We start from the raw sequence: 11004 nt of genomic DNA on the forward strand, positions 1-11004 counted from the left end.
TACAGTTGCAAATTCGTCAGGCCGTGGCGAAAAGAGTGATTTTCGAGTACCGGAGCGGAGCGTACTTGAAGGTACGAGAGCACCGGAACGCAGACAAAGCGCTCTTTGCAGCCCGGCATCACGAAGAATGCAACTGTAGTGTTAGGCGGCTTTCTTGAAAGGCACGCCTGCCAGTTGCGCCAGATGGCCGGGAAGGTCGGTGCCTGCACCAGCCGCATTGATCGTGTCGAAATAATCATGCCAGCCGGTGGCGGTGATTCCGGCAATCAGCATGTCGAGAGCTGCTTCATCCGGGAAACGCCAGATGGCGAAGAAACTCTGGCTGGGCGCAAAAGACTTTGTCGCGTCGACGGGCCCCAGTGCCAAGGCTTCGATACCGAGCGCGGCAAGCCCGCCCATGCCCGCACCGACTTTCTCAAAGAAGGCCTGCCTGCCTTCAGCATCAAGCGCGTGCCAGCTCGGTTTCGGGGAATAAAGCTCGGCGAGATAATAGGTCATGTCATATCCCTGAGGGTTGCATTGATCTTGAAAGAGTGGCCGGCATCGGTGCGACTCCAGATGCGGCGCAGCAAGGTGCTGAGAAGTTGCTGTTCGCCTGTCGAGAGGTCGCTCATCAGGCTTGCAATCCATGCGGTGTGTTCTTCGAAAAGCTGTTGTGCCAGCAGCAAACCCTCGGATGTCAGCCGGACAATCAGCTTGCGGCGGTCCTCGCTATCCGCGTGGCGCTTGAGGAAACCATCGCGCTCCAGCCCGTCCAGCAGGCCGGTGATAGTGGCGCGCGTTACGCCTGCGCGTTCTGAAAGCGCGTGCGGCGAGAGGCCGTCGGGCGCATCGTGCAGCAGAAACAGCAGGACGAACTTGCCTTCCGAAAGCTTGTGCGGTGCCAGCCGGTTGGCGCAATCCCGGTCAATGGCCGAAGCAAGCGACAAAACCTCAAAGCAGACTTTCAGCGCGTCGGTGGACGGGCTGTGCCGGCGTTCCATTTCACCCAGAAGGGCGTGATGCTTTTGCTCGATTATTTCCATACGGTACCGTATAATATGGTGCCACATTAAACGCAAATGGTTTTGATTGATCGAACAGGAATCGGATGGACTTGATCGATAGGCATATACGGTTTATATATGATCCGTATATGAACTGTATGGTCTGGACAATGCTATGGGTATCGTGAAAATCGGTGACGAACTGCATGAGGAACTGCGCAAGGCGAGTGACGTCATGTGTCGTTCGATCAATGCGCAGGCTGAATACTGGATGAAGATCGGTATGCTCGCGCAGGCCCATCCCGAACTGTCGTTCAATGAGATCGTGCAGATGCAGTTGCGCGCAGCGCAGGTCGAGCTGCCGGTTCTGGCGGTGCAGTCGTCATGACCAAGACATCTGCCGAAGTGGAAAAAATGGCGGCCTCCGGCGCGCTGCTCGCCTCTGTTTTTGCACTTCTCGACCGTACGCCTCTGGTGGGCATGACCACGATGCAGGTCAATGATCTGGTCGAGGATTACATTACCCGCGAGCTGCAGGCGCGGCCTGCCAGCAAGGGGCAATATGACTATCCCTATGTGCTGAATGCTTCGAGGAACGAAGTCGTTTGTCACGGCATGCCGTCAGATGACAATTTCATTGAAAACGGCGAGATCGTCAACTTCGACATCACGCTGGAAAAGGACGGCTATATCGCCGATTCCAGCAAGACCTATATGGTCGGCGAGGTTGCTCCCTTCGCCTCACGACTGGTTCGTGTGACTTATGAGGCGTTGTGGAAGGGAATTGCCGCCGTGCGTCCCGGCGCGACGCTGGGTGACATAGGCCATGCCATCGAACGCCACGCCAAGCGCCATGATTACAGCGTCGTGCGGGAATATTGCGGTCACGGCATCGGCCGCGAGATGCATGAGGAACCGCAGGTTCTGCATTTCGGCAAGCCCGGCACCGGCGTCCGTCTGCGCGAAGGCATGGTGTTCACCATCGAACCGATGCTCAATCAGGGAACGGCCAAGGTGAAGACCGAAAAGGACGGCTGGACAGTGGTGACGCGTGACGGAAAATTGTCAGCGCAGTTCGAGCATACGGTCGCTGTCACCGCGAATGGGGTACGGGTGCTGACCTTGCGTCCCGGTGAAGAAAAGATGCTGGCTGGTGTAAAACACGCAGCTTGAACAAAGAAAAACGCCCTCCAATGAGGAGGGCGTTTTTTTGTAGGTTGGCTTTCGCTTATTTGCGGTCGCGCGCAGCAAGTGTGCGCAGGCGCAATGCATTGAGCTTGATGAAGCCTGCTGCGTCCTTCTGATCGTAAGCGCCCTGATCGTCTTCGAAGGTGACGAGCTTGTCGGAATAAAGGGACTTGTCCGACTCGCGGCCGATCACCATCACATTGCCCTTGTAGAGCTTGAGCGTGACTTCGCCTTCGACATGGCGCTGGCTGTGATCGATTGCCGCCTGCAGCATTTCGCGTTCCGGCGAGAACCAGAAGCCGTAATAGATCAGTTCCGCATAACGCGGCATCAGCTCGTCTTTCAGGTGCGCCGCACCGCGGTCGAGCGTGATCGATTCGATGGCGCGGTGTGCTGCCAGCAGGATCGTGCCGCCCGGCGTTTCGTAGACGCCGCGCGACTTCATGCCGACGAAGCGGTTTTCCACGAGGTCGAGACGACCGATGCCATTGTCGCGGCCATAGTCGTTGAGCTTGGCAAGAAGGGTCGCAGGCGACAGGCGCTCGCCATTGATCGAAACGGCATCGCCCTTTTCAAAGCCGATCTTGATGATCGTTGCCTTGTCGGGAGCTGTTTCCGGCGAAATGGTGCGCATGTGCACATATTCCGGAGCCTCGACAGCCGGATCTTCCAGAACTTTGCCCTCGGACGAGGAGTGCAGCAGGTTGGCGTCGACGGAGAACGGCGCTTCGCCCTTCTTGTCCTTGGCAACCGGAATCTGGTGCTGTTCGGCAAATTCGAGCAGATGCGTACGGCTCTTGAACGACCAGTCGCGCCATGGGGCGATGATCTTGATGTCCGGGTTCAGCGCATAAGCCGAAAGCTCGAAGCGAACCTGGTCGTTGCCCTTGCCGGTCGCGCCATGCGCGATGGCGTCTGCGCCGGTCTTCCTGGCAATCTCGATGAGATGCTTGGAGATCAGTGGACGGGCGATCGAGGTGCCGAGCAGATAGACGCCTTCATAGACGGCATTGGCGCGGAACATCGGGAAGACGAAATCGCGCACGAATTCTTCGCGCACGTCCTCAACGAAGATTTCCTTGATGCCCAGCATTTCCGCTTTCTTGCGTGCCGGTTCAAGTTCTTCGCCCTGGCCCAGATCGGCGGTAAAGGTCACGACTTCCGCGCCCAGTTCCGTCTGAAGCCACTTCAGGATGATCGAGGTGTCGAGGCCGCCCGAATAGGCGAGAACGACTTTCTTAACGTCTTTCCACTTGCTCATAGTTCACTTCCGTCTGATGCGGTGCCGGTTGGAGAGGGAACTCCAACAGATATATCCGCAAGTCTTTTATCAGTTGCCAAGCCGCGTGCAAGCCGAAGGGCTGCGACTTATCGCTAAAACTGATGCGGTATCATGTAGCCTGCGGCTCGCCGACTTCATAAACAACGAGATTGCGGTCGCCGATACCGAGCTCAGGCCATGCCGCGCGCCATTCGGCAATATGGGCAGAGGCAAAATGCCGGTCGAGCGAAGCACGGTCGCGCCACATCTCCTTCACATGGATGAGGCCCGGCTCAAGAATGTCTACGGCATAGCCATAATCCATGCAGCCATCTTCCGCCCGGCTGGCCGAGATCATGCACTGCATGGCTTCGCGCGCCTTTGCGAGGTTTTCCGGGGGCAGACGGACGGTCCCTACGATCAGCAGCATTTCTGTCTCCATTCGACTGTTGGCCAGTTTCATTTGAGAAGATTTTATTCTAGCGTGCGCCATCTCTTGGAGCACATTTCGATGTCTTTTCTGACAAACCTGACCTTCATTCCCGAATGGACGATTTTTGTCCAGTTCGCGATAGCAACCGCGATCCTTTCCATCACGCCCGGTCCTGACATGACGCTTTTCGTCGGGCGCGCCCTTTCCGAAGGCAAGGCCGCAGGTTTTGCCTGCATGGCTGGCGCCAGCACCGGCATTGTCATTCACACCACCATGGTGGCGCTCGGCCTTTCGGCGCTGATTCTGGCGTCCCCTGCAGCCTTTACGGCGCTCAAGGTTGTGGGTGCGGGCTATCTGGTCTGGTTGGCCGTGCAGGCGATCCGCAAGGGATCGGCTTTCTCGCCCGAGAAGAATGGCGGCAAGAAGCATACGCTGTTCCAGAACTGGCTGACAGGGCTTGGCATCAACCTTCTGAACCCGAAGATCATCCTGTTCAACATGACCTTCCTGCCGCAGTTCGTCTCCGCGCACGACCCGCATGCCATGGGCAAACTGTTCTTCCTCGGCCTGTCGTTCATTCCGATGGCGCTGCCCTTCACCATTCCGATGGTGGTGGCGGCAGATCGTTTTGCCGGGCTCCTGAAGAAGAACCCGACCGTGACGCGCATTGTGGACTGGTTGTTTGCGGGCGTATTCTCGGCTTTCGCGCTGAAGATCATCACCGCACAGGCGAAATAAAACGGAGCTAGTTTTCCGGGCGGGTTAAAAGCCGCCCGGCATTACGCCCGGCCAACAGCCAGTAGACGAAGCTGCCAACAACGCCGGCACCTGCTATGGCTGCGATCCAGAGCGAACTTTCGGGCACGCTCCGGCCATCGCTGAACGGAAGCGATGCGCCTGCGGCGGCCAGCCCGATCAGGGCACCCGCAACGCAGTAGAAAAGCGATGATTTGTAGCCACGCGCTTCAGCCAGAATGATGAGGATGAGGGCCGGCACAAAGCTGAACCCGCCAGCCATCGCGGCAAGAACGAAGCCACCGACGAAAACGGCACTCCAGAAGCTGGTGGCCGCAAAGAGCGAACCGGTATCCATATCGCTCGCCATCATGACGAAATCGTTCATGAAGGAATCGACCCCGAGGGTGCGGAACAGCACGGCGGCCAGAAACCAGCCTGCCGACAATACGCCACAGCAATAGCCGAACACGATGATGACGAAGCGCGTTATGTAGTCAAAAGTATCGTTCAAGCGCGCTCATCCATCGGCTTCTTCACCCCGTTATTCACCGTGCCCGGCAATCATCATGGCTTCGAGCGCAAGGCGTTCGCTCTTGCGCAGGCGTTCGGATTCCGACTTAAGCTGGCCGCAGGCAGCGAGAATATCACGGCCGCGCGGCGTGCGGATCGGGGATGCATAGCCTGCCGCGTTCACATAATCGGCAAATTTTTCGATCTGTTCCCACTCCGAGCACTGGTAATTCGTGCCGGGCCACGGATTGAACGGGATCAGGTTGATCTTGGCCGGAATGCCCTGCAAAAGCTTCACCAGACGCTTGGCATCCTCAAGACTGTCATTGATGTCCTTGAGCATCACATATTCGAAAGTGATGCGCTTGGCATTGGACAGGCCCGGATATTCGCGGCACGCCTTGATGAGCTGTTCCAGCGGATACTTCTTGTTGATCGGCACCAGAATGTCGCGCAATTCGTCACGCACGGCGTGCAGCGAAATGGCGAGCATGACGCCGATCTCGTCGCCGGTGCGATAGATTTCCGGCACAACACCGGAGGTCGAAAGCGTGATGCGGCGCTTGGAGAGAGACAGGCCATCGCCATCGGAGGCGATCAGCAGGGCCTTCTTCACTTCCTCGAAGTTATAGAGCGGCTCGCCCATGCCCATCATCACGATATTGGTGATCTTGCGGCCCTCGGCAGGCACCATGGCGCCGTCGGGCGTATCCTTGTCCGGAAAATCGCCAAGCCGGTCGCGCGCGGTCAAAAGCTGCGCCAGAATTTCTTCCGAGGTCAGGTTGCGCACCAGCTTCTGCGTTCCGGTATGGCAAAACGAGCAGGTAAGCGTGCAACCAACCTGGCTGGAAATGCACAGCGTGCCGCGACCTTCTTCGGGAATATAAACGCATTCGATCTCGACCGGGCGGCCAGCACCACGCGGCGGAAAACGGAACAGCCACTTGCGGGTACCGTCCTGTGAAATCTGTTCCTCGACCACTTCCGGGCGGGCAATGGTGAAATGCTGCGCCAGAAGGCCACGCAAATCCTTGGAAATATTGCGCATGTCGGCGAAGTCGGAAACGCCGCGCACATAGAGCCAATGCCAGAGCTGGCTGATGCGCATCTTCACCTGGCGCTCGGACACGCCGGCCTTGATCAGCGCTTCGCCCAATTCCTCGCGCGACATGCCGATGAGCGACGGCTTTGCCTCCAGGCTGGCGCGCGCGTGGCGGGCAAGCTGGTCGCGCGTATCATCAATGGTAAGGTCGAACGAAATGGACATCTGTTTTCAACTGTTGGAGACGACGGCTGAAGCGCGTCGATAAGCTTCGCCAGATAATCTGGCCCGAATGCATGGATAAATAGGGTCCGGCACTTGGCTTTGCGACCCCTGTTGCGCGCGCTCTTAGCACACAATATCGCATTCGTCATCCCACATGGAGGCTTGTCTGCCATGCATGACGGCAGAGGTCGGAGCTGCAAAAGAAAAAGCCAGGCTGTGTACCCGGCTTGGAGCGCATCCCGAAAAGTGTGAAACGGTTTTCGGATAAGATGCGCGTAAAAACAAAGAAATAGAGCATTTCCAATTGGAAATGCTCTAGAAATCTATCCGATCATCAGGATTATTTGCATTTCTGGATGGCTTTCAGCGCATCCGAAATACCCTTCAGAGAATAGGTGTAGTTGGTTTTGGTGCCGCGCTTCGACTGTGCCTCCACCTTCATCTCCGAGCCGCCCCGCATCGCTGCGATCAACTGCGGCTCTTCCGCCGCATTTTCCATCCAGCCGGACTTGCCGTTGACGAACATGTTGAAGTTGCGGTTACCGATGGAGACGACAACCTTGGCATTGGTGTTGAGGTCGTAACCCGCCATGAACTGCGGTTCGAACGAGATGTTCTGTCCGGGCTTCTGGCTCACGAGGAAGAAGTTGTCACCGTGATCGACATTGGCCGGAGCCTTCTGGGTCGGTACGGAGAGGACATAACAGACCTTGCCGTTGCCCGACTGATAGCTGTAGGCGCCCCAGGCATTGAACTGGCTGATCTGGCTCGGGGTCTGGGCGAGTGCCGAACCCGCCATCCCAATCATGAACACAGAAGCCGCGACGATCGATTTTCCAAGCATTGGTTTTTACCGGTTCTCTTTCGTTTGCTTCAAACTTGAATATCGGGATGCCGCCGTTCATCACGCCGTCCCGCTCAGTTGCCGATTAAATTGCCTTAATCTGGGTTACCAAACGGTGAAGTTTCGAAAGAAAACTTGAATGAGCAGCTAAGTCGCCCCGCCATCCCTTGGATCCACTTGAATTAAAAGAAAGCGGCGAGAGTTTGTTCGACGGGGTAAGGCAATGAGGCAGTCGGGGATTAAGGCAGTGTGTTAAAAGGGGAATAGGGGTGTAGGGGAACAGGAGAACAAGGAAAAAACGGGTACCGATGAAGCAAGCTGGTCGGGATCACATAGCTGTGAACAGAGCCCCTTACTCCCTTACTCCCTCATCCTCCAGCGCCTGCTGCGCGGCGAGCCGGTGCGCAGGTGTGATATGGGCGCGAACAGCGGTGAGCGCTGCCATCAGCACGGCAACGTCGTCTGTGAAGCCGATACCGGCCAGAATATCGGGAATGGCGTCAAACGGCAGAACGAAATAGGCGAGCGCCGCCATCAGCGTCATGCGCACGCGGGTCGGTGTCTTCTGGTCGAGCGCACAGTAATAGGCTGCAACCACCTCATCCATGAACGGCACCATGCGACCGGCGCGGCGCGCGGCCTTCCAGAAACCGTTCTTCACCCGTTCGCGGCGCTTCTTGAATTCGCTCTCGCTACCGGGTTCGAGGATTTCGCCGATTCTGACATCATCCATTCTCGTTCAACTCCTGTCGTCCCGATTCCAATCATCGAATGCGGTTGTGACCGGTTAAAAATGGGGAGTTTTTGCTGTCCTTGCAAGACCACGATGATTCCACCACCCGGTCACCTGCAAGAACCATCAGCTACAACGCTCTCGTCAAATCCCCAAAATACAGATTCGACCGGATCGCTTCCGAAGCGCTTCGGGCGCGCGGTGATCCATTGTTGAACGACTGGAGATTTTGATGCATTTGACCGGCTATGGGGAAAACTTCATCCGCAGCGACCGTTCAACACGGCTGTTTCGCGGCAACCAGTTGTTGGCCTCCGGAAGCGAAGATAATTACATCACCGTCGATCTGTTCGAGGCCGGATGCTACGATGCCGCTGTCTATCTGCGGTTTCTCTTCGGTGCCGGAATTTCTCTCAACACGCTGCGCGGCACGTCCAGCCAGAACTGGATACCCATCCTGAATTTCAGGGCGGGCGAACAATGGAACGGCTATTCGGCGCTGCCCTTCGGTCAGGCAATCGGTTTTTACGACGTTCAGGCCGGGCACATCTTTCATGCCGCCATTTCGCTTGGCGGTGTGCATATCCGGGGTGTCCGTGGCGGCAAACTCGGACAGAACTGGCAGGATCGGACCAATCTGACCCGCGTCCTTCCCTATTCCAGCCGCAACCCAGATGGCAGCTTCAATTATGATCGCCGGAAGATATACGTCTATATTTCAAAGCTCTGAGTGTATTCAGGCTATAGCGTTCATCTTGCGCGCAAGCTTGATATCGAGCTCTGTAATGCCGTTTTCGCTATGGGTGGCGAGCGTGACATCGACGCGGTTGTAGACATTGAACCATTCAGGATGATGATCGAGCTTTTCCGCATGGAGCGCCGCGCGCGCCATGAAGCCGAAGGCGGCATTGAAATCCTTGAACTTGAAGCTTTTGGCAATCGCTTCACGTTCGTCGAGCTTCTGCCAGCCATCCAGTTCCCTGAGTGCTTCGTTCAGTTCATTTTCCGTCAGCCGGTTGCGTGCCATCGTCTTTCGCCTATGTTGCGGTTCCTGAGATAACCTACCATAAGCGCGAGAGTTCCTTGACCCCGACCAGCATTCTTTTCATCTGCGCAGGCAATATTTGCCGTTCTCCGCTTGCCGAAGGCGTGATGGGCCATGTGCTGGAACAGCGCGGCATCCGCCATGTGACGGTCGATTCTGCCGGAACGAACGGTTACCATACCGGCGAGGAACCGGATGAGCGCTCCATCAGCGTTGCAGCGCGCCACGGTCTCGATATTTCGGCGCAGCGCTGCCGACAGTTGATCGCAGCCGACTTCAGCCGTTTTGACCTGATCCTTGGGATGGACCGCTACAACATGCGGATGATCGCCCAGCGACAGCCTGCAAATGCAAGTGCGCATATCGGGCTTTTCACCGAGATTGCCGAAGGAAAGCCGGTTGAAATCCCCGATCCCTATTATGGCGGGACCGGGGATTTTGAGAAGGTTTATCGGATGGTTCTGGCAGCTTCCATCGCACTTGCCGACCAGTTCTGGCCTGTGCGGGATGTGGCAACCAAAGGCCAGGCTTCCTCGACAACGTAAGGTCCGCCACCCACGGAATCGCGTGACGACATCAGCACGAACCGTCCCACCTTGAAGGGCAGCGTCGCGAAGTTGCCGCGCGAGGAGAGGTAGTGCACCACATCGTCGATGCGGGCGTTTCTCAGCCGCGCCAGTGTCACATGGGGCGTGAACTTGCGCGGGTCGGCGGGAATGTGAAGCCGCTGGCAGATCCGTTCGATTTCCGCCTGCAATGCGTTGAGTTCAGGCGAGGGGGATACACCCGCATAGATGCTGTGCGGCTTTTTGGAGCCGAAAGCATTGACGCCTGACAGGTTGAGCATGAATTCAGGCCGCCGCACGCGATCAAGCGCATTGGCGATCTCGTCGGCCACGTGGCCTTCCACATCTCCGATAAAACGCAGCGTTATGTGGTAGTTTTCGACATCAATCCAGCGTGCGCCGGGGAGACCGCCTCGCAACAACGAGAGCGAAAGCGCGGCGTCGCGCGGGATTTCGAGGGCAGTGAAAAGACGCGGCATAAGGCATCCTCCTCGAAGCGTTCCATGCCAGAGCGCCGGGCATCCAAAGGATGCATAAAGGACACTCTAGCTCAGAGAGTCAGTGCATCGTTCCATCGAAGATGATTCGATATTTGCCGATGCAAGCTCAGCGAATCAAAGTTTTCTACCGGGGGCAAGCTGTTTATGCTCCCGACCGGCGTCAGCCTCCCGATGTCCCCTTGTTTTGCATTTCTGTCAGGCTCTTTTCGATGGTGGGCATAAAGTTGGACACCATCGTTTCGACGCCTTTTTCATTGGGGTGCATTCCGTCCTCGAGCTGAAGATCCTTCTTGGTTGCTACGCCGTCGAGGAAAAACGGGTAGAGCGGCACGCCATATTTTTGTGCCAGCTTCGGATAGATCGGGTTGAACTTGGCGGCATAGTCCTTGCCCATGTTGGGCGGAGCCATCATGCCGGCAAGAATGACCGAGATGCCGCGCTGCTTCAGGCGCGCCAGCATCTCGTCGAGGTTCTTTTCGGTAATGTCGGGTTCGATGCCGCGCAGAGCGTCATTGGCACCCAGTTCAAGAATAACTAGATCGGTTCCATCGGGGATCGACCAGTCGATGCGCGAAAGCCCGCCCGTGGTCGTGTCGCCCGACACGCCTGCATTCTCGATCGAAACCTCGACGCCCTTGTCGTTGAGCGCCTTTTCAAGCTGCTGCGGAAAGGCGGCATTGGACGGCAGCAGATAGCCCGCCATCAGGCTGTCGCCGAAGCCGACGATTCTCACTTGCGACAATTGCTCGGTCGGCAGAGCGTCTTCGAGACCGGTCGGATCTTCCTGCGCCTGCGCCGCAATGATGGGGCTTGCCGCTGTAAAAGCCGCAATCGCCGCAAAAATCGGGAGCCATGCCGGAATTGAGAGTTTGAAACGCATCGTCGAAAACCCATATTTGAGGGGCTGTGGGCAACTGGCCCGCCGGACTTCTC

16 protein-coding genes are annotated in these 11004 nt (G+C 57.0%); 5 read left to right on the forward strand and 11 right to left on the reverse strand.

Annotated elements, in window-relative coordinates:
* Positions 1 to 141 precede the first annotated feature (141 nt).
* The gene (locus CQZ93_RS00400; RefSeq protein ID WP_105540821.1) at positions 142 to 498 is read right to left on the reverse strand and encodes a DUF6616 family protein; all 357 of its coding nucleotides are present in this window, start codon (positions 496 to 498) and stop codon (positions 142 to 144) included.
* A complete protein-coding gene (locus tag CQZ93_RS00405) occupies positions 495 to 1025 on the reverse strand; it encodes a MarR family winged helix-turn-helix transcriptional regulator (RefSeq protein WP_105540822.1) in 531 nt (176 codons plus the stop codon). The genes CQZ93_RS00400 and CQZ93_RS00405 overlap by 4 nt, the downstream gene beginning before the upstream one ends.
* Positions 1026 to 1161: 136 nt before the next feature.
* Here CQZ93_RS00405 and CQZ93_RS00410 point away from each other — a divergent pair, with 136 nt between their 5' ends.
* Together CQZ93_RS00410 and map are read left to right on the forward strand one after the other, a co-directional pair.
* Complete coding sequence (locus CQZ93_RS00410; protein WP_105540823.1) at positions 1162 to 1374, forward strand: ParD-like family protein; 213 nt, start codon at positions 1162 to 1164, stop codon at positions 1372 to 1374.
* A complete protein-coding gene (map, locus tag CQZ93_RS00415; RefSeq protein ID WP_105540824.1) occupies positions 1371 to 2159 on the forward strand; it encodes a type I methionyl aminopeptidase in 789 nt (262 codons plus the stop codon). Before CQZ93_RS00410 ends, map begins: the two co-directional genes overlap by 4 nt.
* A gap of 55 nt (positions 2160 to 2214) precedes the next feature.
* Here map and CQZ93_RS00420 read toward each other — a convergent pair whose 3' ends face one another.
* The gene (locus CQZ93_RS00420) at positions 2215 to 3435 is read right to left on the reverse strand and encodes an argininosuccinate synthase (RefSeq protein ID WP_105540825.1); all 1221 of its coding nucleotides are present in this window, start codon (positions 3433 to 3435) and stop codon (positions 2215 to 2217) included.
* Between the two features lie 130 nt (positions 3436 to 3565).
* Positions 3566 to 3865: a putative quinol monooxygenase gene (locus CQZ93_RS00425; protein WP_105540826.1), complete on the reverse strand. Its 300-nt coding sequence runs from the start codon at positions 3863 to 3865 to the stop codon at positions 3566 to 3568.
* An 81-nt stretch (positions 3866 to 3946) separates the two neighbouring features.
* Here CQZ93_RS00425 and CQZ93_RS00430 point away from each other — a divergent pair, with 81 nt between their 5' ends.
* A complete protein-coding gene (locus tag CQZ93_RS00430; protein ID WP_105540827.1) occupies positions 3947 to 4606 on the forward strand; it encodes a LysE family translocator in 660 nt (219 codons plus the stop codon).
* Between the two features lie 7 nt (positions 4607 to 4613).
* Here CQZ93_RS00430 and CQZ93_RS00435 read toward each other — a convergent pair whose 3' ends face one another.
* The 4 genes from CQZ93_RS00435 to CQZ93_RS00450 all read right to left on the reverse strand — a co-directional run bounded on the left by CQZ93_RS00435 (position 4614) and on the right by CQZ93_RS00450 (position 7960).
* Entirely contained in the window at positions 4614 to 5117 is a 504-nt protein-coding gene (locus CQZ93_RS00435) for a hypothetical protein (protein ID WP_105540828.1), read from the reverse strand.
* Positions 5118 to 5147: 30 nt separating this feature from the next.
* Positions 5148 to 6383 carry a dual-specificity RNA methyltransferase RlmN gene (rlmN, locus tag CQZ93_RS00440; RefSeq protein WP_105540829.1) on the reverse strand — a complete coding sequence of 412 codons (1236 nt, stop codon included), beginning with the start codon at positions 6381 to 6383 and terminating at the stop codon, positions 5148 to 5150.
* A gap of 340 nt (positions 6384 to 6723) precedes the next feature.
* The gene (locus CQZ93_RS00445; RefSeq protein ID WP_105540830.1) at positions 6724 to 7227 is read right to left on the reverse strand and encodes an invasion associated locus B family protein; all 504 of its coding nucleotides are present in this window, start codon (positions 7225 to 7227) and stop codon (positions 6724 to 6726) included.
* Positions 7228 to 7579: 352 nt separating this feature from the next.
* Complete coding sequence (locus tag CQZ93_RS00450) at positions 7580 to 7960, reverse strand: YkvA family protein (RefSeq protein WP_105540831.1); 381 nt, start codon at positions 7958 to 7960, stop codon at positions 7580 to 7582.
* Between the two features lie 232 nt (positions 7961 to 8192).
* Between CQZ93_RS00450 and CQZ93_RS00455 the strand changes: the two genes are divergently transcribed.
* The gene (locus tag CQZ93_RS00455; protein ID WP_286151621.1) at positions 8193 to 8690 is read left to right on the forward strand and encodes a hypothetical protein; all 498 of its coding nucleotides are present in this window, start codon (positions 8193 to 8195) and stop codon (positions 8688 to 8690) included.
* A 6-nt stretch (positions 8691 to 8696) separates the two neighbouring features.
* Here the strand turns inward: CQZ93_RS00455 and CQZ93_RS00460 are convergent, their stop codons facing one another.
* Complete coding sequence (locus CQZ93_RS00460) at positions 8697 to 8987, reverse strand: 4a-hydroxytetrahydrobiopterin dehydratase (protein WP_105540833.1); 291 nt, start codon at positions 8985 to 8987, stop codon at positions 8697 to 8699.
* Between the two features lie 122 nt (positions 8988 to 9109).
* Here CQZ93_RS00460 and CQZ93_RS00465 point away from each other — a divergent pair, with 122 nt between their 5' ends.
* Positions 9110 to 9550, forward strand: coding sequence for a low molecular weight protein-tyrosine-phosphatase (locus CQZ93_RS00465; protein WP_479687485.1), 441 nt, complete (start codon positions 9110 to 9112; stop codon positions 9548 to 9550).
* On the opposite strand, the gene thpR is transcribed toward CQZ93_RS00465, so the two are convergent.
* A complete protein-coding gene (gene thpR / locus CQZ93_RS00470) occupies positions 9454 to 10050 on the reverse strand; it encodes an RNA 2',3'-cyclic phosphodiesterase (protein WP_105540834.1) in 597 nt (198 codons plus the stop codon). The two genes, CQZ93_RS00465 and thpR, sit on opposite strands and share 97 nt — an antisense overlap.
* Positions 10051 to 10231: 181 nt before the next feature.
* Positions 10232 to 10951 (reverse strand): arylesterase, encoded by a 720-nt coding sequence (locus CQZ93_RS00475; RefSeq protein WP_105540835.1) that lies wholly within the window; start codon positions 10949 to 10951, stop codon positions 10232 to 10234.
* Positions 10952 to 11004 lie beyond the last annotated feature (53 nt).

It is taken from the genome of Ochrobactrum vermis (assembly GCF_002975205.1).
In the GTDB taxonomy this organism is placed as follows: Bacteria; Pseudomonadota; Alphaproteobacteria; order Rhizobiales; family Rhizobiaceae; genus Brucella; species Brucella vermis.